This window comes from Salinivibrio sp. ML323 (genome assembly GCF_001995745.1).
GTDB lineage: Bacteria > Pseudomonadota > Gammaproteobacteria > Enterobacterales > Vibrionaceae > Salinivibrio > Salinivibrio kushneri.
On the sequence record NZ_MUES01000009.1, the window covers coordinates 31,128 to 51,714 of the forward strand.

Consider the following 20,587-nt stretch of genomic DNA (forward strand, 5'->3'; position numbering starts at 1 on the left):
CGCTAATCCTCTTTTTTGTTCAGTAGGCGCAGCGAGTTAGATACCACAATGATCGAGCTTGCTGACATGCCTACCACCGCCACGTATGGGGCAACATAGCCCATAACCGCCAACGGCAGAATGGTAACGTTGTAGCCTAAGGCCCAAATTAAGTTTTCGCGGATAATACGGCGCGTTTGCTGGGCAAGCTGCCTGGCGGTCAGCAGTTTTTCTAAATCGTCACTCAACAACACCATATCGGCGGAAGATTTAGCAATATCAGTGCCTCCGCCCATCGCAACCGACAAGTGGGCACCGGCTAAAACCGGCGCATCATTGACGCCATCACCGACCATCAGGGTCACGGTGTCATCATCAAGGCTTTGAAGGTACGCCAGTTTTCCTTGCGGCGATACCCCTGAAATCACAGAATCTATGCCAAGGGTGTCCGCGACTTGTTCCACATTGCGTGACTGATCACCGGTTAGCATGGTGGTTTGGATGCCAGATTGTCTCAATGCGGCGATTAATCGTGCGCTGCTTGGCCGAATCGGATCGGTCAGTGAAAACGCAGCCACTACTTGCCCGTTGCAACTAAGCACGACGGGATAGGCATCATACTCAGTTTTAGGCGAGGATAGAGCAAATGCAGCCTTACCAATACGCCACTGTTGGCCATTGATCTCGCCGCTTACCCCTTGACCAATATGGTTGTCCGCCGCTTTGACTGTCAGAGCCTCAGTCGCTTTTGCTTGGAACGCGTTGGCGATGGGGTGATTGGCAAACCCTTCTAAGCTGGCTGCAATGTTCAAGGCCGCTTGTTCGCTAATGTCAGCGGCAAATACGCGGACGGAATCAATTTTTACCTCACCCTCGGTCAGTGTGCCTGTTTTATCAACCACCAATCGATTCACCTTGGTTAAGGTTTCTAAGACGTGGCCTCGGCGTAACATGATGCCGAGCTGGCCAAAGGTCGATGTTGAGCAAGTAAGGGCCGTAGGGGTGGCGAGCGATAATGCGCAAGGGCAGGTCGCAACAAGCACGGATAACATGATCCAAAAGGCATCGCCAGGTTGCACAACATGCCAATAGAGCCAAGTCGACGCGGAAATGATTAAGATGGCGGCGACAAAGTAACGCGCGATATGGTCTGCCAGCACCGCTACTTTGGGCTTTGCCATTTGAGCTTCATCTTGCAAACGCACAATATGAGCCACGAGAGACTCTTTGTGATTACTCGTGACACATATATCGACATTCCCTTCCACATTCATGGTGCCGGCATAAACGGCATCACCGAGTTGCTTAGTTTGTGGCAGCGATTCCCCTGTCAGCATGGCTTCATCGACAGAGGTCGTGCCAGACAGTATTTTTCCATCGGCAGGGAAGGGCTCACCGGGCAACACACGAATTTGATCGTTTTCTTTAAGACTGTTAGCGGGCACGGCTTCACCGTTAAGACGACGCGCCATTTTGGGGACCAGTTTTAACAAGTTAGCGCTGGCCGCCGCCGCGGTACGGCGTGCGCGCATTTCCAGAAAACGCCCGAGCAATAAGAAGAAGGTGAACATCGCCACCGATTCGAAAAACACTTCTCCTTTTCCGGTAACGGTCGCATACAAGCTAGAAAAATAGGCGAATAACAAAGCAATAGAAACGGGGACATCCATGCCCAGTGTGCGTGCCTTAAGGTTGCGCCACGCATTGATATAAAAAGGTAACGCGGAATAAAGCAAGACAGGCGTCGCGAAGATTAAACTTATCCACCGGAAGTAATTGCGAAAGGTTTCGTCCATATCGCCAAACACTTCGAAGTACATCGCCACCGCTAACATCATGACCTGCATGGTGGCTAAGCCAGCAATACCCAATCGGTATAAGTACTGCTTCATGTTGCGATGGTATTGTTGTTCTTGCTTGTCGGCCTCAAAAGGTGCCGCTTTATAACCTAGATGATGAATGTGTGTGAGTACCGTACTCAGGGAGGTTTCATTCTCATCCCAACGCACCTGGGCGCGGTTCGTGGTAGTGTTGACCTGAATATGTGTGACACCCGTGGTACGCTGCAGTTGCTTTTCAATCAGCCACGCACAAGCGGCGCAGGAGACACCATCAAGTGACAACGTCACCTCTTTTTGGTCTGCCACATCGCGGACAAACTCTTGTTGTACATCTTGATTATCGTATAGGGTCAGTGCTTTGAGCTCTTCGGGGACCAAGTCGGCCTTATCGGCGTTCTCTGTCCGATATTGATAATAAGAACTCAAACCACTGTCTACGATCGTGGTTGCCACGGCTTGGCAGCCAGGGCAACACATAAGGCGGGGTTTATCGAAGATCACTACTTGGTAGGTGTCTCCTGTCAGTACAGGATCACCACAGTGATAACAGGATGTGGTCATGGTTACTGCTTACCGCTTAACGTCAGGGGAGTTGAGACAGGGAAATCGACACGACCGTGAACTTTCCATTGCTTATCGAATGAAGTGATTTCGATAAACCAGGGCCCAGATATTGGCTCAGCCAGATCGATATGATAAACCCCTGCTTGGTTTGGGTTTACCATCACATTCACATCTTTTCGCTCGAGTGTTCGGTGCTGAATATGCACCTTAAGCGCAGGAAATGACGCGAGATCACCTTTATCTAGTGTTATCGCGATTGCTTGGTTGCTTGACGACAGTTGCGCTGAAACACCTAGCTGTGCCGCGACTTTCAGCTTGGAGAGATCAACATTGATCGCTTTGCCTTTCTTATAGTAATCCTCTGCCACGAGAGACACAGAGTTCATTGAAAAGACGGTCACAGTTAACAAACTCGCGACGACAACAGAAGCGGGAAGGGCAATCAGGAACCAAGGCCAAAACTGCTTGTACCAGGGTGTTACCATCAGAAGCTCCTCGGTTTGAGCATTTACATTTAACAAGCCCCTGCAAGCAGGGGCTGTGTATCACACCTAAGTGCTTATTCTACTTCAGGATTACTCAAACGCCATACATAGGCAGAGAGTATCTGAATYTTTTCTTCGCCAAGGTGAGCTTCCCACGCGGGCATCACGCCTTGACGACCACCACGAATGGTTTGTTCAACCGCGCGGCGAGAGCCACCATATAGCCAGATATTGTCAGTTAAATCCGGCGCACCAAAGGCAGGATTACCTTTGCCGTCCGTGCCGTGACATGCGGCACATACAACAAAGCGAGATTTACCCTTAGCAGCCATTTGCGGATCCACTTTACGGCCTGACAAGCTCAGCGCATAAGCCGCAACTTCTTTCACGCCGTCTTCACCCATGGTATCTAACCAAGCTGGCATGTTGCCTTTTCGGCCATGGAGAAGCGTGGCTTTAATGGTTTCAGGCTCGCCACCATACAACCACGCATCGTCGGTAAGGTTCGGGAAACCAGCCTGACCGCGCGCATCCGATCCATGACAGGCCGCGCAGTTTTGGCTAAACAAACGTTGACCAACCTTTAAAGCTTCTTCATTACGTGCGATTTGAGTAATCGGGCGCAATGATTTGCCATCTTCTTGGTACGCCAGTTTGCGGAATGCTTCACCAAATACCTTGTCAGCCGCCTCGAGCTCCATCGCATATTGGTTAATGTGCTGCGCTTCTTGCGCTTTTGCCATTAACTCACGCGACTCCTCGACACTGCTTACGTCTTGGTACGAACTTTTCCACCCTAACACGCCGGCAAAGTTACCCAGCCCCGGATAGAGGATAAGATACCCTAAGCCGAACACCAGGGTTGCCCAAAACATATACGACCACCACTTAGGCAGTGGGTTATTGAGTTCACGAATACCATCATACTCGTGACCCATGTCATCGCCTTCTGCGACGCCCATTTTATCTTTGGTTGTCCAAATGATAAGAGCAGCACAGCCAGCAATCGTGCCGAGTACGATGACTGTTACGAAGATACTCCAAAACGTACTCATTAGCGATTATCTCCTGTCTTGTGATTGGACTTATCCTGATTGTTCTCCTCATCGTCGAAAATCAGGTTAGCCGCTTCATCAAAGTGCTTTTTGCGACGTTTGCTATAAGCCCAAACAACGATCCCAATGAAGCTCACAAATAGGACAACTGTCCAGATACTATGAAAGGTGCCGATATCCATAGGCCCTCCTTATTACTTCATTGCGTGACCTAGTGACTGAAGATAAGCAATCAACGCTTCTATCTCCGTTTTACCTTCAACCGCTGCCTTAGCATTCTCGATGTCCTCATCGGTGTATGGCACACCAAATTGGTCACGGAATAACTTCAGCTTCGCGGCCGTTGTTTCCCCATCTAGCTTGTTCTCTGCTAACCAAGGGAAGCCAGGCATGTTCGATTCAGGTACTACGTCACGTGGATTAATTAAGTGAACGCGGTGCCATTCGTCAGAGTAACGATCCCCAACTCGGGCAAGGTCAGGACCAGTACGCTTAGAGCCCCATAAGAAAGGGTGCTCCCAAACACTTTCTCCTGCGACGGCATAGTGACCGTAACGCTCGGTTTCAGCACGAAATGGACGAACCATTTGACTGTGACAAACGTTGCACCCTTCACGGATGTAGATGTCACGTCCTTCCATTTCTAACGCTGTGTACGGACGAAGGTTATCTACCGGTTCAGTGGTTTGCTTTTGGTAAATCAATGGCGTTATCTCCACCAATGCACCAAAGCTGATTGCAACGATGATCAAAATCGCTAGCAAACCTGTGTTTTTTTCTACTATCTCGTGGCGATTTGAACTCATTTAATCGTCCTCCTTACACCGCAGGCTCAAGCGATTTCAAGCTAGCTTCAGGCGCACGAATTGTTTTATATGCGTTGTAAGCCATCAAGAACATGCCTGATAGGAAAATCGCACCGCCGATAAAGCGGACGAAGTAGAACGGGTAGGAGGCTTCCAATGACTCCACAAAGCTGTATGTCAACGTACCGTCAGTGTTGACAGCGCGCCACATCAGACCTTGCATCACACCAGAAATCCACATGGCAACGATGTAGAGTACGGTACCAATCGTGGCAAGCCAGAAGTGTACGTTCACCAAAGACACCGAGTACATACGCTCTTGACCAAACAGTTTTGGAATCAAGTGGTAGATGGAGCCGATAGAGACCATCGCAACCCAACCAAGTGCACCGGAATGAACGTGACCGATTGTCCAATCGGTGTAATGCGACAAGGCGTTAACTGTCTTGATCGACATCATTGGGCCTTCAAACGTGGACATGCCATAGAATGACAAAGACACAATAAGGAAGCGCAAGATGGGATCATAGCGGAGTTTATGCCACGCACCTGATAACGTCATAATACCGTTAATCATCCCGCCCCACGAAGGTGCAAACAAGATTAACGACATCACCATCCCCAGTGACTGCGTCCAGTCGGGTAGTGCCGTGTAATGAAGGTGGTGAGGACCCGCCCAGATATAGAGAGAAATCAATGCCCAGAAGTGGACGATGGAGAGTCGATAAGAGTAAACAGGGCGTCCCGCTTGCTTGGGAACGAAGTAGTACATCATACCCAGAAAGCCTGCTGTTAGCAGGAAACCAACCGCGTTATGTCCGTACCACCACTGTACCATCGCATCGACTGCGCCAGCATAGATAGAGTAAGACTTCATCGGTGAAACAGGGATTGCCATGCTGTTAACGATGTGCAACACCGCGATGGTCAGAATAAAGGCACCGAAGAACCAGTTGGCCACATAAATATGTGACGTCTTACGCTTGATAAGCGTGCCAAAGAACACGATAGCGTATGCGACCCATACCACCGCGATGGCGATATCAATTGGCCACTCTAGTTCCGCGTACTCTTTAGAGGTGGTGTATCCCATTGGCAGCGAGATGGCTGCAGAAAGGATAATGGCTTGCCAACCCCAGAAGGTGAACTCTGCTAACTTCCCTCCGAACAACCGTGTTTGACAAGTTCGCTGCGCAACATAATAAGAGGTTGCAAACAACGCACTGGTACCGAATGCGAAGATCACTGCGTTAGTATGCAGTGGACGCAAACGGCTATACGTCAAATACGGAATATCAAAGTTCAGTGCAGGCCACACTAATTGAGCGGCAATAAGTACACCTACAGCCATGCCCACAATACCCCACAAAATGGTTGTTAGAGTAAATAAGCGGACAACGCGGTAGTTGTAGTCTTGTTCAAGCTGCTTAACTTGGCTCATATTGCATGCTTCCACTTTTAGTTAACTACACTCACGTTTGATACGGACGAAGCCTCCGCTTCGCCTGTTAACATACCATTTTTAAGAAAACGCCCCGTTGCGTATGGTTTTTAACCACTTTGCACACTCCGTTGCTATTTCTTTGTAAAAATGGCATTTTCGACCAGAATCATACTGTAGATACTGGTTAAAAAACAGGGTCTAACCCACACACTTAGTGCGGCTTACCTACCTTTCTTATAAAACTTTGACCTCTGTAACACGGAGAAAGCTACCCATGGCAGCAGAAAAACTCACTCGAGGACGACTCGCGCAAATTATCGTTATGCTTACACTTTTAGTGGTTGCTTTCTTCTGGAGGACGCTGGTCTATACACCCGGATTGACCATTATAGACTGTGAAGGGGAGCGTGGATTTTGTGGCACGTCACAATCTCAGCAAGCGATAGCATTCTCATGGAGAAAAGAGCATGATAGTGTAATATTTTCAGCCACTTCAGACCAAAAGCCACACTTGGCTTATTGGGGAGAGGAAGGGAATAAGCAGATCGAAATTAGCGATCAGCAGGACCGAGATGGGGAGAAGATCACGCTGACTTGGCAATGGAAAACACAAGATTTACCTCGCGACGCCATGAGCTTTAACCTTGTCTTTGATCAATATCAATTTAAATTTAATTACCCTAAAAGCGAGTGAAAAACTGCGGTTTAAAGATTATTTTTTTTCGTTTATGACGATTATAAAAGGAAATGCTTATTTATGAGTGTTTCCTTTTTTATCTTGTTACAGCTTAATCTTAAACTCTTGATCGTTAATGCTATTTGACTCATCACTCAAAAGAAAGCATACCAAAGGAGATAAAACTTCGCTCTTTTTACGCGACGGTAATGTTTCCACATCAGTGTTAATATTGTGATCCGACCAGAAACTTATACTGTTAATCCGTTGCAGGCGATTTGTAGCCGGCTTGTCATTGAGAGACACGCTACCCAGGTGCCTGTTTGTAGCAATAACGACACAACGAGCCTCCACCTGACAAAACGTATCTAACCCATCAATCCCCAGCGATTGTATATAGGCATGCCCGAGCTCAGAGACGATAACGGCACCGATAAAAGGGGAGAGTTGCGCAGTACACTGATCAAGCGTGACTTGGAGCGTATCTTGCGTGAGCGCAGGGGCTTCTTTAAACCTGACTCGGGGATCATGAGCGACAATGTCGAGCGCTGTCGTTTGATTATGATCGATAATAACAGGGGTATAGCCTTTCGCGGCTAATTGATAGGCGATAGTGGCACCTAAGGTGCAGGCCCCACCGAATAACGCAACGGGTCGACAATCCATGTTGAGCGCTCTAGCGATATAAATGAAGTGATAGAATACGTGATTTCAAGCGCGATTTCAGTGGGTAGCGCAATGATTTGATTGCCTGATACAAGTATCATTAAAATCGTGATAAATAGCGAAAACAATAACGAACGTTAAGATGAAAATAGCCACAGCATGCACACAACAACCAGACGCAGTGGACGCCGCGCAAACACTGGCGCGCACGTTATTGAGCCGCTTAAGCGCACCGAGGCTTTTAATGGTCTACTGCACGGAGCAATACGATGTTGATGCACTTCAGCGAGCAATGGTTGCACTCTTTCCTGGCGTGCCATTGATAGGTTGTACGACCTGCGGTGGTGTCATGACGCAAGCCGGTTACATCGAAGGGCCAACAGCCGCAGTGTGGGCTTGCAATGATGAAAAGGGGAGTTACGGTACATCCCTTGTGCCACATCAAGCCCATCGCCCAATACGCGATTCAGCACGTATTGCGCTTAATCAAGCCATAGAAGAGAGCGGCCGTTGTGGTGAACTTCCCAAACTCATCGCTTTACACAGTACACCAGGGGATGAGGAGACGACGTTAGCTGCTATTCGCGAAGAGTTGGGCGTATCGGTTCCGGTGATAGGTGGGTCAGCGGCGGCCGACACCGTCGGCGGACGATGGGCCATTTTCGATAACAAGCAAACCGCGCAGTCTGGCATCGCAATCAGTGTTTTTTATCCAACCGCACGGGTGAGCTATTCATTCCACTCCGGTTATGCCGCCACAACGAAGAAGGCCATCGTTACAGAGGTACGTGGTCGCACCTTAGTGAGTTTGGATCACAAACCCGCATCGGTGGTTTATAGAGACTGGTACGAAGAAGAAACAGGGCAGACGCTAGACTTAGATGATTCGTTATTTGCGCGATCAACCTTGTATCCGCTCGGGACACAAACGGGCAAGATACACGGCTTACCCTATTACACCTTGTCACACCCCATGTTTGTGAACCAAGACGGACACATGGAGCTCTTCTCGCAAATCGCCGTTGGGCAAACCGCACACTTTATGACAGGCACCAGTGAAGGGTTAATCGCCCGTGCAAGTCGAGTCGTGGAATCGGCAAACGATCATGCATTGCGGACACCTCAACCTCTTGGTGGGCTGGCGATTTATTGTGCAGGGTGTATGCTTCACGTCAAAGATCGACTGGATCAAGTCGCCGACAATATCAACACGGCCTTATACACTGCGCCGTTTGTATGCCCGTTTACCTTTGGTGAACAAGGCCTGTTTAAGGGTGGGGAATTGTCCCACGGTAATTTAATGATCTCGGCTGTGTTATTTCATAAGGATTAATCATGACGTCGAAACGCGTATCGACCTTTGAACGTTCAGACTCTGAATCTTTACAAGAAACCTTATTTGAACTCAGTCGTGTTGAAGCAAGAGAAAAGCGTTTAAGGGAAGAAAACGACGCAATTTTATCGGCGATCTCAGCCATGACGGAAGCGACGTCAAAAACCGATATTTTTGCTTCCTTACTTGATGTGATCCGCCGGTATGTCAGCTTTGATAGCGCCGTGGCGCTAAGCCGTAACCGAGAAACAGAAGATGCGTTTCGCTGTTTAGTCTCGACTGAACGCTTGCTCGAAACCGTCACTTGGCAAACAGGGGATGTGTTTCGCCGCTGTGTGAGTGGCGAAACGGTTGCTATCTATAAACCTGGCATGGTGAAAGAGCTGCATTGCTTAACGCATCAATATGCCAGTTATTTACAAGGCACTGCGCTGATTAGCGGGCTGACGGTCAATGACAGTGAAGTCATGCTTATTTTACTGTCACACCGCCGTGATGCATTTAATAACGAAGCTCAGCAAGTTATCGACCGGTTTCGCCCCTTGATTGAGCGGACCATTATGGATATCGACTACCGCCATCGCCTCCATGCATTAGTGGGGAGTCGCACCCAGGAACTGAATGCTAGCCGCCAGCGCTTTCAAGACTTTGCCCAAACAGCCAGTGATTGGTTTTGGGAGCTCGATAACCAATTTCAACTGACTTACCTGTCGTCACCCAATACTGATACCGACATTGATGCTGAAGCCCTTCTGGCAAAGCTCAAATCAGATGCCGAATTAAAAACGACGTTAGAAGCGTACATATATACAGAAAAAGCCTTTAGCGATATTGAGTGGCATATAGCGTCTCGTCACCATGATTATTGGGTCAGTCTATCAGGCCGTCCTTGCTACAATAAGCGCGGTGAACTTGCAGGTTATCGGGGGACGGCTAAAGATATCACCGCGACCAAACGTCGCGTCGTTGAATTGCAGCAGGCGCGTCAGCAAGCTGAGTTGGCGAATAATGCCAAGTCGCAATTCCTTGCGGTCATGAGCCACGAGATCCGCACACCACTCAATGCTGTTTTGGGATTGATCGATGCGTTGCAACACTCTTCATTGACGCAAGAGCAAACGCAGTGGGTAGGGCAAATGGATAAATCTGCTCAGTTATTGCTGACATTGATCAGCGATGTGCTAGATTTGTCTAAAATTGAATCTAACCGCTTTTCACTCTCTCCCTCATTGATGAAGCCCAGCGATAGTGTGTCGAATGTCTATCAACAGTTGATTGAGCGGGCTGATAAAAAGCGCATTAACCTCTCTGTCAGTGTCTCTCCTTCTGTGCCTAACACCTTGTTTATGGACGAGAACCGCTTTACGCAAATACTGCTTAACTTGGTGGCCAATGCTTTAAAATTCACGGACCGTGGCGGGGTGACAGTGTCACTTGACGCTCATGGTGAGCGCCTTGAGCTATGGGTGAGAGATTCAGGAATCGGTATCGACGAAAAGCAGATTGATCGAATCTTTGAGCCTTTTACTCAAGCGGATGGCAGCATTACTCGCCGCTTTGGTGGTACCGGCCTCGGATTATCCATTTGCAAAAAACTGGTAGAGATGATGGGGGGCAGTATTCACGTAGAAAGTGAGCCTTATCAGGGAACTGACTTCTGCGTTCGCTTGCCGATTGTCGAGACACCTCAAGATGCAGAAAAGTACCAAGCACAGCCCAATGTCCCGGCTGATGCCGTGCAGCCTATGTCGATATTGGTCGCCGAAGATAGCCGCGCTAATCAAATGGTGGTGAGGTTAATGCTTGAAAAACAAGGCCATACCGTGACGCTCGCATCCAATGGCGAAGAGGCTCTGGCACGGGTTGAACAAACAGAATTCGATCTTGTGCTCATGGACATGTCGATGCCCGTAATGGATGGCATCGCAGCCACCAAAGCACTGCGCGCGTCTGGATTTAAACGTCCAATTGTTGCGTTAACGGCTAACGCGATGGATGAAGACAAACAACGGTGTGTCCGTGCCGGCATGGACGACTTTGTGACTAAACCCATTAGRGCSGCGAGCCTTAACGCCGTACTGCAYGYYCATCAGCCATTAGATCTKTCCACTAATTACCGCTGAYTTGAATCGAYTTAGGCCAATTCATTTGGAATAATCAAGATTAAAGGAAGTAGTAATTAGCCATTTTATGGTAAATAGATAATTACGTTTAATGACAGCAAGCGAGTAGTGCTCGACGAGTAAACTAGCACGGACGTCATCAACCTTGACACTGTATTTAACATAATCTATATAATGCGCACTTAGAGGTATGCGTTAAGATAGGAGCGATATGGCGTTTCTCGCTTATCACATCGCTCCTTGTCCGGCACGGCGTGTAATCTGATGCTATTTGAATGACTGATGTGGAAATACGTTTTTGATACGTTGTTGAATACGGTTATCAACGCTGCGCGACATCACCACCTTCGCGGGTTTAAAGCGATTGCTATACACTTTCACTGTGCCCGTAAACGGATGGCGCTTCGCGATGTCTTGGCAGTCATGTAAGAAACCTTTCGGCACTTTTCCTTTATGACGCACTAACTGACCATCTTTAAATGCAATCACGATCAGTGGCCGGTCGATCAACATGAATGCGAGGAAAATGGCAAAAGAGATCAGTAAAAAGTAGCCCATACTGCAATGCTCGCTTATCGGTTAACAGGTTTCACATTCCTAGCAAGTTACTCAGATCTTGCTTTAAGGTGTCTACTTGCTTGTTGGCACTTTCTGAACGATTGGCCTCAGATAATAAATACTCAATAGTATCGGATAAGGTCGCGTCAAGCTCATGTGCTTTTTGCGAGAGCTTCTCCCACACCCGGTAATCCAAATCGATGGATTTTTTCCGCGTTTGCTCTTGCTCGGCGTTAAAGTGACGCTTGCGCTTGGCGCGAATCGCTTGTTTTAGCTTTTTCTCCAGCGACGGCGCCATGTGCTTTTCAATCCATTGATGCACCCGCGTGGGTTCATGCTCTAAGGCTAACAAGGCATCAACAGCTGTTTTAGCCTCATCGCTATCAATGTACTTTGTGACAGCGTCACCGTCTTTCCACTTTTTCACCAGGTAGGCCCATTTCCAGCCTGCCTCAAGGTTCTCGAGTTGTTGATATTTCATATGCCAAGCTTTTGTCACGCCACGTGGTGACAGCGTAACACTAACGCGCTGTCTGTTCAATTATCACACACCGCAACGATGCCACCGTGCGCCAATGGTTGATCCAATGGCCCCACTATCCTATTACCACAGTGTGTTATCCTTTATACTCTATCCATTCTAATCTTAGTCAGTAATCATAGACATGCATGAAGTTGATTGGCGTGATGCCAAACCACATTATTCTCAGTTTTCTCTCGACATTGCACAATTTGCGCATTTAGAGGCGGCCTCACTGTTATCACTGCAATCACGCTTAAAAAAGGCTCTGACTTGGTTAATGTCACCTTCTTGTCCAACGGCTTGTCTTACCGTGATGTCCGCTGACTTACCTCAATATCTGAATGCCTATCAAGCAGAATTAGCGACACAGTACCCAGAGGTGCCGGTTGTGATCGGTGATGCGATTACCGAATCAACACTGTTTGGCTTCGCTTATGATGCGAATAAGAATGTGACAGCGTCACAAAAAAAGTACGGTTTGCTACATCAAGCTCACGATGGCGTATTAATTTTAAAAGTCGCGGATATACTGCAGCAGCCGCGGATTTGGGTGCGTCTCAAGCAGTGCTTATCAACGGGCAAGCTCGCTTGGCAAACCGCCCGCGCCGATCAAGTGACGGAGTTGCCCGATGAGGCAGTGAACGTACGTCTGGTGTTAGTCGGCGACAGACAGTGGCTGGCCGACTTTGAAACCAATGAGCCTGATCTCTACGACGGCCTATCAGCTTATGCCGAATATGAGCAAGACATTGCGCTCGACGCGACCACCATTGTGCCCTACTTTGCTTGGCTAAAAGGCTTGGTTACTGCACACACTCACTTACCCATGACAGAATCAGGCTTAGTACGTTTGTTGCAAGCCGGGGCACGTGAAAGCGAAGATCAATGGCGGATGCCCTTGTGTCCGGTTTGGTATCATCAACTACTGGCTGAATCTGTCATAACGGCGTCGGATGCCCTCGACAAAGCTGCCATTGATGCTGCTATCTCTCAGCGTTACCAACGTGCTGCCTACCTCCCCGAACGTGCGATTGAAGATATCCACAAAGGGCAAGTTTTTATTGATACCCGCGGCGAGCATATCGGTCAAATAAACGGATTAACGGTGATCGAAGTGCCTGGGCATCCGATGAGTTACGGTGAGCCAGCGAGAATTTCTTGTGTCGTTCATTCCGGTGATGGTGATATTGCTGATGTTGAGCGTAAAGCCGAGCTTGCGGGCAACATTCACGCCAAAGGCATGATGATTATGCAGGCCTTTGTGAGCGTGGCGCTAAACCTCGATGACCCTTTACCGTATTCCGCCTCCATTGTATTCGAACAATCGTATAGCGAAGTGGATGGTGACAGTGCATCCTTGGCTGAATTATGTGCCTTTGTGAGCGCGTTATCTCAACAACCGATTAATCAAGCCATCGCCATCACCGGCGCCGTTGACCAATTTGGTCGCGTACAAGCGGTTGGCGGGATTAATGAAAAAATTGAAGGCTATTATCAAGTCTGCGCGCACCGTGGTTTAACTGGTCAACAAGGCGTGGTGTTACCCAAAACCAACCTCTCTTCTCTGTGTCTACGTAACGACGTGGTTGATGCGATTAAAGCCGGCCAGTTTCATATTTGGGCGGTGGATGATGTCGAACAAGCCTTGCCGCTTGTGACAGGTCTCCCATTCTCCGGAGATGATGAGGAGACATTGCTCAGAAAAATATCTAATCGAATAAATCATTTTCATACTGATGACAAACAAAGCTGCAACAGTTTGTTTAAACGCTTAAAAAACTGGTTTGGCCAGTACTGATCCGAGTTGTTTGGCGTACACGTGTACGCTAATCTGCTCGCAATTGAATAAGGAGCAGTTTAGATATAATGAAACGCCAAAATTCCTATAATCGCGACGATTTACTCGCATCTAGCCAAGGTGAGCTCTTTGGCCCGGGGCGTCCACAGCTTCCGGCACCAAACATGCTGATGATGGACCGCATCACCAACATTACCGATCAAGGTGGTGACTTTGATAAAGGCGTGATTGTCGCAGAGTTGGATATCAACCCAGACTTATGGTTTTTCGACTGTCACTTCCCTGGTGATCCCGTGATGCCAGGTTGTCTTGGCCTAGATGCCATGTGGCAGCTAGTCGGCTTTTTTCTCGGCTGGGTTGGCGGCGAAGGAAAAGGCCGCGCCCTAGGAGTGGGTGAAGTGAAGTTTACCGGACAAGTATTGCCAACGGCTAAGCGTGTTCGCTATGAAATTCACATGAAACGCGTGATTAACCGCAAACTCGTGATGGGTGTCGGTGATGGCCACGTCTACGTGGATGATAAAGAGATTTACGTCGCGAAAGATCTGAAAGTGGGGCTTTTCCAAGATACCTCAGCATTCTAATCCTCGCTGTCTAGCCGGTGACTATCGCCGGCTTTTTACTGCTCGCCTTCTTGACCCACCATATTTTCCTTTGTGCTTTGCGGGACCAATGGTTCAATTTTTTAGCGATTGTTAACGTTATCTTTGTACTTATCTTTATGTGGTGACAAAGAAATAAAGTTATAGTGCATTAAGTGCTAATTAAAAAGGCCTTACCAAAACGGTAAGGCCGTAGAAGATTAGAAAGAGACTACTTCATCATTTCCGATTTACTGGTTCTGCCTTCGCGCCATCCGCCAAGCCAGCTACTTCTAGCATCCGTTTGTTGGTAAGGACATAGTTCAGACGATCGACCGTTTATACCTGCTTGAAAGCCCTTTGACTGTGCGCGTTCCAAACGATCTCGCTTCTGTCTTTTCATAGGGTCGCCCTCTTTATTCCATTTTGTTCAATGCTGCTTGCTATTTGCAAGGATGCTTCCGTCTGTGACGTTTTTATGAAGCACCTTCTACAGCTTCGATCATGATTATTTTTTAAGCAAGCACTATCGCGCAACAACTAAACAAAATGTGAGTCATATCCCTCCCATATGTGACAACGTCACTAGCGCAATTATTGCATCGCTTCCAATTCTTCCCAGCGTTCAAAGGCTTGCTCTAGTTCCTGTTCAGCCTCTGCTAATCGAGTCAGTTTAGGTTGGGTAACATCCTGACTTTTCGAGAAAAAATCAGGATCGTTCATTTCTGATTGTAATGCTTCAATCTCTTCTTCTAGCGCCTCAAGCCGCGCTGGCAGGGCTTCTAGCTCACGTTGCAGTTTATAAGAGAGCTTGCGTGGCTTACTCTTAGGTTTTGCCGTCTTTTGTTCCGTATCAGCCTCACCACCCGTTGAATGCGTGCGGCTATTGGGTGTGATGGCTTTAAGATACTGCTCACGCTGTTGTTGGGCATCGTGATATCCCCCAACAAACTTATTAATGGTACCGTCGCCCTCGAATATCCAGCTATGAGTGACCGTGTTGTCGACGAATTGACGATCGTGGCTGACCAGCAATAAAGTGCCTTGGAATTGCGAAAGCAAGTCTTCCAATAGTTCCAGCGTTTCGATATCGAGATCGTTGGTTGGCTCATCAAGAACCAATAGATTCGCTGGCTTGAGGAACAACTTAGCCAACAGCAGACGGTTTTTCTCGCCCCCAGACAGTGCCTTAACCGGGGTTTGAGCGCGGCGAGGATGGAATAAGAAATCCTGCAAATATCCCATCACGTGACGCTTACGACCACCGACTTCAACCTCGGTTTTGCCTCCCGCCAAGTTATCGATAACCGTTTTTTCTGGATCTAGCTTCTCCCGGTATTGATCAAAATAGGCCACATCCAGTTTTGTGCCTACATGCAAAGTGCCACTGTCCGGGGTGAGTGTTTCAAGCATCAGCTTTAATAGCGTACTTTTTCCACATCCGTTCGGGCCAATCAGCGCAATGCGATCGCCGCGCATCACAGTGAAACTAAATGGCTTAATCAGCGGCTTGTCYTGATAGCTAAAGGCGACGTTTTCCGCTTCAAACACAATTTTGCCGGAGCGGCTGGCATCGTCGAGCTGCAAGTTAGCGTTACCCTGTAACTCAACGCGGCTCGCACGCTCTTGGCGTAGCGCTTTCAGTGCGCGCACTCGCCCCTCGTTACGGGTACGACGTGCTTTGATACCTTGACGAATCCAGGCTTCTTCTTGAGCCAGTTTTTTATCAAATTCAGCGTTCTGCTCAGCTTCCACTCGCAGCGCTTCTTCTTTACCGTCGAGGTAGGTTTGATAGTCGCCTGGCCATGAGGTCAGCTTACCGCGATCAAGATCAACGATACGTGTGGCCATCGCGCCAATAAACGAGCGGTCATGCGAGATAAAAACGATTGCGCCTTTAAAATCTTTTAAAAATTGCTCTAACCACAAAATGGTCGAGACATCCAAGTGGTTAGTGGGCTCATCAAGAAGCAACACATCCGGCTCACAAACCAGAGCGCGCGCTAAAGCGGCTTTGCGCTGCCAACCGCCAGATAAAGCTTTAAGCGCGGTATTGCCCTCTAGGCCTAACGCCCCTAACACCACCATAATCTGATTATCAAAGYGCCAAGCGTCAGCGTGGTCGAGCGCTTCTTGCACTTTGGCCAACTCGGCAATATTGCGATCACTAGGATCGGTTTCGATCGTCGCGATCAGCTGATGATACTGCTTGAGTTTGTCCCCTGCTTCCGCGAGACCTTCGGCCACATAATCGAACACAGTTCCTTGGCTATCGCGGGGGGGATCTTGTTCAAGCCGGGAGACTTTGAGTTCAGACTGACTTTGAATACTGCCATCATCGAGCTGTACCTGACCATCAAGCACCTTCATCAAGGTAGATTTACCGGCGCCATTGCGCCCTACCAGACACACGCGCTCACCTGGCTGGAGAATAAAGTCAGTTTTGTCCAGTAATGGGTTGTCGCCATACGCCAACTGGGCGGAGGTTATTTTAATCAATGCCATGTTGCGTTAACCAAGCTTGTAATTGTGTGTGATCAAACGGCCATCCTAATTCAGCCCTCACCGCTCCAGACTGATCACGTATTGCGATCACAGGGATAGTGACGCCGTAACGCTCAAAGAGCGCATCGTCAAAGGCAATGTCTTGACTGTTGAGTGGCGTTTGATAACCGAGAGATTGATAGAGTGCCCACGCTTGTTCACAAAGGTGGCACCCTTCCGTACTAAACAATACGAGTGTCATGCGGACATATCCTGATGACGAATAATCCAGCAATTGTGAATATGTGGGTTGCGGGCAAAATCTTCAGGAATCGAGCGTTTGCTAATATTTTCTGCACTGAGCCCTGCAGCCGCTAAACCTTCCAAATCCATCTTAAAGTGTCGCTTGTTATTGGAAAAAATAATTTCACCATCGGGACGTAAACGGTCTTTTAGTGCCAAAAGGACATCCAGGTGATCACGTTGCACATCAAAAGTGCTGTGCATTCTTTTCGAGTTAGAGAATGTCGGCGGATCGATAAAGATTAAATCAAATTGCTGATCTGATTGGCGAATCCATTGCAGACAGTCTGCCTGTTCAAAACGGTGTTGACGCCCGACAATGCCATTGAGCGCCATATTGCGTTCCGCCCACGCTATATAGGTTTTTGACATGTCTACAGTCGTGGTAGAGCGTGCGCCACCGACCGCGGCATGCACCGACGCACTGCCCGTATAGGCGAAAAGGTTAAGGAAATCTTTCCCTTGCGCTTTCTCGCCGATTAGACGACGGGTATTGCGATGGTCAAGAAATACCCCTGTATCAAGATAATCATAGAGATTAACCTCAAGCGCCACGCCGTATTCATGGACCGTCATGGTCCGCGACGCGCCAGCAAGCTTTTGATACTGATTGTTGCCCTTTTGCTTTTCGCGCGTTTTTAACACCACTTTATTGGCATCCACACCCGTCACTGCAATGGCAGCACGCACCATATCCAACAAGCGACGACGTGCTTTCTCAGGCTCAATGGTTTTCGGCGCTGCGTATTCTTGAATCACCAAATAATCGCGATAGCGATCTAGCGCGGCTTTATAGTCAGGCAAGTCGGCATCATAGAGTCGATAACACTCTAACGCTTGTTTCTTCGCCCATTTGTCGAGCTTCGCCATATTCTTGCGCAAACGGTTAGCAAAATCTGGGGCGACGTCCGCCTTTGGCGCTTCACTCTCCGGTTTTTCACCACGCGCAGTGATCGCATAGGTTTTCATCACACAGTCTAACGCACCGTTGCGTAACTTAAATTTGTCATCCGCGCGCATCCGCAAGCAACTCAGTAACTCTTCCGATCCTGAATACAAAGAAACCGTGTTCCCCGCAAATGCCTCTTTAAGGTGATCACCGAGCTGCGTGTAGAGGGCGATCAAGCCAGGCGTGGTTCCCAAGCGCTCCCCGTACGGCGGATTAGAAAGAATATGTCCCCCTGAGAATCCCTCAGGCGGCGTCACTTGCGTGGCATCACCCGTTGCAAAATCAATCAATTCACCCACGCCAGCACGTCGTGCATTCGCGCGTGCTGTCTCAATCATACGGGCATCGTTATCCGTGCCATAAAAACGTGTCTGGCACTGACTTACACCTCGTTTTGCCTTGACACTCGCTTCCGCTTTGATCGCTTTAAAGGCTTCATCATCAAAGCCCAACAACGATTCAAAGCCCCAGCGCTTGCGCTTTAATCCAGGCGCGATTTTCGCTGCCATCATCGCCGCTTCTATCAGCAGGGTGCCCGAGCCACACATGATATCCATCAAAGGCTGATCCATCTTCCAGCCACTCCTTGCGACTAAGGCTGCCGCATGGGTCTCTCGTAAGGGCGCAGCGCCTGCTTGGGTACGATAGCCGCGCTGATGTAGGCCGCTCCCTACCATATCAATCCCAAGCAGGCCTTGATCTTTCGATAACCGCATATGGATACGTAAATCAGGCTGCTCGCGGTCGACGCTTGGGCGGGGCAAATTCGACTTTTCAAACTTGTCTACAATTGCGTCTTTGACTTTCAACGCCCCGTACTGGCTATTGCGTATCTCGCGATTGGTACCATTAAAGTCCACCGCAATCCGCTGACTGGCGTGAAAATAATCGGGCCAGTTAATTGCCGTTGCCCCGAGGTAGAGATCCATATCATCGCGCACCGCAAATTCGCCCAGCACTAAGACAAACCGCGACGCAATCCGACTCCATAAACAGCATTGATACAGTGTTGAATCGTCGGCTTTAAATTTAACCCCTGCATGAACTTGCTTGACGCTAGAGACGCCAAGTTGTTCAAGCTCTTGAGCTAGCATGTGCTCGAGGCCTCGAGCGGTTATTGCGAGATAGTGTTTCATTCAGTCTCTACACCCTTTGGGCGTCGTTATCATCATGGCGGCGATTATACATCAATCTTGCGCCTATCGTTGACCCAAGCGGTAACAAACACCATTGAATGATGAATAAATCGCCGGATTATTGTTTCCATATAAAAACAGATGCTAAGAAAGATTTGTTTCTGCATGGAATCAATTATCCGACCCCGACCCCCATCCGTGTTTCTTCCAGGAAACCATCTTGCTTCTACACTGACATCGCCTCGCGCAATGCGGTTTGAACCGACGCGTGTAAGTATTCACTGCTGCTATGATATCTATCAAACCTCACTTTATAACAATAAAAACGGACTTATTTTCCCTTTGGGAAAGAATGCATCACCATCAAAACTGGACTATACCAGAAGAGATTTGCTCAAGCATTTTGCCGGATAAAATAGGAAGAAAGCAGTCAATAACTGCCGTGATAAGGGTGAAAATATCCCCAAATGAATGAAAAAATGCTCAGAGATGCGCACACTTTTCGTTCATAAAATGAACTGATATCACATTTTTTATGCACGTCTGTTTGGTATAAGAAACGTCAAGATACAGCTATCGCGCTGTCATCTGTCTACGGAACAAGGAAAGTGAGGGAAGAAAGGAGGCGTGGGCTGAGTGAAAACCACTCAGCCCACTAACGCAAAGCGACCTTTTTGGCTATTTGTTTGACATATTGGTTGCGATAGCCGGTCGTTCATTACTTTAATCGCACCACAAAACGCCATTTTTTTATTCGCGCTCAGTTCAAAATCCGCTTCGCGCGCGAGCATGCACAGTGAAGCGGAACCGGCGTTCTCTATGATAATAAACGGCGCCCTATCCCCTGTTTGGCTCGTGAGCTCGACTATTTGCCCCCACTCAGGGGTGGCAATAGTGTCTTGTTGTGGCTCGAAAAACCAGCTTTTAGGTAAGACAGGTTTGTGGAAGCGATAGGCTGCCACTGCGTTCAAAGCGAGTTCGGCCTGACGAGGGCCGGAAAGTGAAAGATTTGACAGAGGCTCTGTCAAACGTTGAAAGAGTGATGCATCCTCAACAGAAAATGGGGATGATGAGAACGCATCGGGGATGAGATGTTTGGCATTAACCGCCACGCGAAAAACCATGTCATCGCCTAAATCCAGCATCAGTGAATTCGACGTATTATCGAAATACCATCTCCATGCATCATTAGGTTTTAACATACTTCAGCTCCCGCGATGACTCACTTACTGGGTGTCTGGCGATAACAACACTGCCATTGCCTGAAGTGTAATGGGCTGAAG

Annotated in this window: 19 protein-coding genes; 5 read left to right on the top strand and 14 right to left on the bottom strand. The window is 48.4% G+C overall.

Annotation, left to right across the window (positions count from 1 at the left end):
* Positions 1 to 2: 2 nt before the first annotated feature.
* The 6 genes from BZG13_RS08145 to ccoN form a co-directional block, all read right to left on the bottom strand.
* Complete coding sequence (locus BZG13_RS08145) at positions 3 to 2,381, bottom strand: heavy metal translocating P-type ATPase (protein ID WP_077486256.1); 2,379 nt, start codon at positions 2,379 to 2,381, stop codon at positions 3 to 5.
* Positions 2,382 to 2,383: 2 nt separating this feature from the next.
* Positions 2,384 to 2,869 carry a FixH family protein gene (locus BZG13_RS08150; protein WP_077459070.1) on the bottom strand — a complete coding sequence of 162 codons (486 nt, stop codon included), beginning with the start codon at positions 2,867 to 2,869 and terminating at the stop codon, positions 2,384 to 2,386.
* A gap of 74 nt (positions 2,870 to 2,943) precedes the next feature.
* Entirely contained in the window at positions 2,944 to 3,924 is a 981-nt protein-coding gene (gene ccoP / locus BZG13_RS08155) for a cytochrome-c oxidase, cbb3-type subunit III (protein ID WP_077486257.1), read from the bottom strand.
* A complete protein-coding gene (locus tag BZG13_RS08160; protein ID WP_077459068.1) occupies positions 3,924 to 4,106 on the bottom strand; it encodes a cbb3-type cytochrome oxidase subunit 3 in 183 nt (60 codons plus the stop codon). The genes ccoP and BZG13_RS08160 overlap by 1 nt, the downstream gene beginning before the upstream one ends.
* A 12-nt stretch (positions 4,107 to 4,118) precedes the next feature.
* The gene (gene ccoO, locus BZG13_RS08165) at positions 4,119 to 4,730 is read right to left on the bottom strand and encodes a cytochrome-c oxidase, cbb3-type subunit II (RefSeq protein WP_077459067.1); all 612 of its coding nucleotides are present in this window, start codon (positions 4,728 to 4,730) and stop codon (positions 4,119 to 4,121) included.
* A gap of 13 nt (positions 4,731 to 4,743) precedes the next feature.
* Positions 4,744 to 6,171, bottom strand: coding sequence for a cytochrome-c oxidase, cbb3-type subunit I (gene ccoN, locus BZG13_RS08170; RefSeq protein WP_046073229.1), 1,428 nt, complete (start codon positions 6,169 to 6,171; stop codon positions 4,744 to 4,746).
* A gap of 277 nt (positions 6,172 to 6,448) precedes the next feature.
* Between ccoN and BZG13_RS08175 the strand changes: the two genes are divergently transcribed.
* On the top strand, positions 6,449 to 6,868 hold the full coding sequence (locus BZG13_RS08175) for a hypothetical protein (protein WP_077486258.1): 420 nt from the start codon (positions 6,449 to 6,451) through the stop codon (positions 6,866 to 6,868).
* A gap of 87 nt (positions 6,869 to 6,955) precedes the next feature.
* Here BZG13_RS08175 and BZG13_RS08180 read toward each other — a convergent pair whose 3' ends face one another.
* Positions 6,956 to 7,516 carry a hypothetical protein gene (locus BZG13_RS08180; protein ID WP_077486259.1) on the bottom strand — a complete coding sequence of 187 codons (561 nt, stop codon included), beginning with the start codon at positions 7,514 to 7,516 and terminating at the stop codon, positions 6,956 to 6,958.
* A 142-nt stretch (positions 7,517 to 7,658) separates the two neighbouring features.
* On the opposite strand from BZG13_RS08180, the gene BZG13_RS08185 reads away from it, so the two are divergent.
* Positions 7,659 to 8,849 carry an FIST signal transduction protein gene (locus BZG13_RS08185; protein WP_077486260.1) on the top strand — a complete coding sequence of 397 codons (1,191 nt, stop codon included), beginning with the start codon at positions 7,659 to 7,661 and terminating at the stop codon, positions 8,847 to 8,849.
* 2 nt (positions 8,850 to 8,851) lie between these two features.
* Positions 8,852 to 10,972: an ATP-binding protein gene (locus BZG13_RS08190; RefSeq protein WP_077486261.1), complete on the top strand. Its 2,121-nt coding sequence runs from the start codon at positions 8,852 to 8,854 to the stop codon at positions 10,970 to 10,972.
* A gap of 267 nt (positions 10,973 to 11,239) precedes the next feature.
* Here BZG13_RS08190 and BZG13_RS08195 read toward each other — a convergent pair whose 3' ends face one another.
* Together BZG13_RS08195 and matP are read right to left on the bottom strand one after the other, a co-directional pair.
* Positions 11,240 to 11,530, bottom strand: coding sequence for a DUF3634 family protein (locus tag BZG13_RS08195; protein ID WP_077486262.1), 291 nt, complete (start codon positions 11,528 to 11,530; stop codon positions 11,240 to 11,242).
* Positions 11,531 to 11,561: 31 nt separating this feature from the next.
* On the bottom strand, positions 11,562 to 12,011 hold the full coding sequence (gene matP, locus BZG13_RS08200; RefSeq protein ID WP_077486263.1) for a macrodomain Ter protein MatP: 450 nt from the start codon (positions 12,009 to 12,011) through the stop codon (positions 11,562 to 11,564).
* A gap of 184 nt (positions 12,012 to 12,195) precedes the next feature.
* On the opposite strand from matP, the gene BZG13_RS08205 reads away from it, so the two are divergent.
* Positions 12,196 to 13,851: an AAA family ATPase gene (locus BZG13_RS08205; RefSeq protein ID WP_077486264.1), complete on the top strand. Its 1,656-nt coding sequence runs from the start codon at positions 12,196 to 12,198 to the stop codon at positions 13,849 to 13,851.
* Between the two features lie 68 nt (positions 13,852 to 13,919).
* Positions 13,920 to 14,435 (top strand): bifunctional 3-hydroxydecanoyl-ACP dehydratase/trans-2-decenoyl-ACP isomerase, encoded by a 516-nt coding sequence (fabA, locus tag BZG13_RS08210; protein ID WP_069362414.1) that lies wholly within the window; start codon positions 13,920 to 13,922, stop codon positions 14,433 to 14,435.
* Positions 14,436 to 14,664: 229 nt separating this feature from the next.
* Here fabA and rmf read toward each other — a convergent pair whose 3' ends face one another.
* The 5 genes from rmf to BZG13_RS08235 all read right to left on the bottom strand — a co-directional run bounded on the left by rmf (position 14,665) and on the right by BZG13_RS08235 (position 20,506).
* On the bottom strand, positions 14,665 to 14,835 hold the full coding sequence (gene rmf / locus BZG13_RS08215; protein WP_077458712.1) for a ribosome modulation factor: 171 nt from the start codon (positions 14,833 to 14,835) through the stop codon (positions 14,665 to 14,667).
* 191 nt (positions 14,836 to 15,026) lie between these two features.
* On the bottom strand, positions 15,027 to 16,937 hold the full coding sequence (locus tag BZG13_RS08220; protein WP_077486265.1) for an ABC transporter ATP-binding protein: 1,911 nt from the start codon (positions 16,935 to 16,937) through the stop codon (positions 15,027 to 15,029).
* Positions 16,924 to 17,178, bottom strand: coding sequence for a glutaredoxin family protein (locus BZG13_RS08225; protein ID WP_077486266.1), 255 nt, complete (start codon positions 17,176 to 17,178; stop codon positions 16,924 to 16,926). Before BZG13_RS08225 ends, BZG13_RS08220 begins: the two co-directional genes overlap by 14 nt.
* Positions 17,175 to 19,304, bottom strand: a complete 2,130-nt coding sequence (gene rlmKL / locus BZG13_RS08230; RefSeq protein WP_077486267.1) for a bifunctional 23S rRNA (guanine(2069)-N(7))-methyltransferase RlmK/23S rRNA (guanine(2445)-N(2))-methyltransferase RlmL — start codon at positions 19,302 to 19,304, stop codon at positions 17,175 to 17,177. The genes BZG13_RS08225 and rlmKL overlap by 4 nt, the downstream gene beginning before the upstream one ends.
* A gap of 647 nt (positions 19,305 to 19,951) precedes the next feature.
* The gene (locus tag BZG13_RS08235) at positions 19,952 to 20,506 is read right to left on the bottom strand and encodes a cell division protein ZapC (protein WP_077458716.1); all 555 of its coding nucleotides are present in this window, start codon (positions 20,504 to 20,506) and stop codon (positions 19,952 to 19,954) included.
* Between the last annotated feature and the right edge of the window lie 81 nt (positions 20,507 to 20,587).

Excerpts from the sequence above, each read along its gene's own strand:
- BZG13_RS08145 (WP_077486256.1), bottom strand. The coding sequence starts at position 2,381 with ATGACCACATCCTGTTATCACTGTGGTGATCCTGTACTGACAGGAGAC.
- BZG13_RS08150 (WP_077459070.1), bottom strand. The coding sequence starts at position 2,869 with ATGGTAACACCCTGGTACAAGCAGTTTTGGCCTTGGTTCCTGATTGCC.
- BZG13_RS08160 (WP_077459068.1), bottom strand. The coding sequence starts at position 4,106 with ATGGATATCGGCACCTTTCATAGTATCTGGACAGTTGTCCTATTTGTG.
- ccoO (WP_077459067.1), bottom strand. The coding sequence starts at position 4,730 with ATGAGTTCAAATCGCCACGAGATAGTAGAAAAAAACACAGGTTTGCTA.
- ccoN (WP_046073229.1), bottom strand. The coding sequence starts at position 6,171 with ATGAGCCAAGTTAAGCAGCTTGAACAAGACTACAACTACCGCGTTGTC.
- BZG13_RS08175 (WP_077486258.1), top strand. The coding sequence starts at position 6,449 with ATGGCAGCAGAAAAACTCACTCGAGGACGACTCGCGCAAATTATCGTT.
- BZG13_RS08180 (WP_077486259.1), bottom strand. The coding sequence starts at position 7,516 with ATGGATTGTCGACCCGTTGCGTTATTCGGTGGGGCCTGCACCTTAGGT.
- BZG13_RS08185 (WP_077486260.1), top strand. The coding sequence starts at position 7,659 with ATGAAAATAGCCACAGCATGCACACAACAACCAGACGCAGTGGACGCC.
- BZG13_RS08195 (WP_077486262.1), bottom strand. The coding sequence starts at position 11,530 with ATGGGCTACTTTTTACTGATCTCTTTTGCCATTTTCCTCGCATTCATG.
- matP (WP_077486263.1), bottom strand. The coding sequence starts at position 12,011 with ATGAAATATCAACAACTCGAGAACCTTGAGGCAGGCTGGAAATGGGCC.
- BZG13_RS08205 (WP_077486264.1), top strand. The coding sequence starts at position 12,196 with ATGCATGAAGTTGATTGGCGTGATGCCAAACCACATTATTCTCAGTTT.
- fabA (WP_069362414.1), top strand. The coding sequence starts at position 13,920 with ATGAAACGCCAAAATTCCTATAATCGCGACGATTTACTCGCATCTAGC.
- rmf (WP_077458712.1), bottom strand. The coding sequence starts at position 14,835 with ATGAAAAGACAGAAGCGAGATCGTTTGGAACGCGCACAGTCAAAGGGC.
- BZG13_RS08225 (WP_077486266.1), bottom strand. The coding sequence starts at position 17,178 with ATGACACTCGTATTGTTTAGTACGGAAGGGTGCCACCTTTGTGAACAA.
- rlmKL (WP_077486267.1), bottom strand. The coding sequence starts at position 19,304 with ATGAAACACTATCTCGCAATAACCGCTCGAGGCCTCGAGCACATGCTA.
- BZG13_RS08235 (WP_077458716.1), bottom strand. The coding sequence starts at position 20,506 with ATGTTAAAACCTAATGATGCATGGAGATGGTATTTCGATAATACGTCG.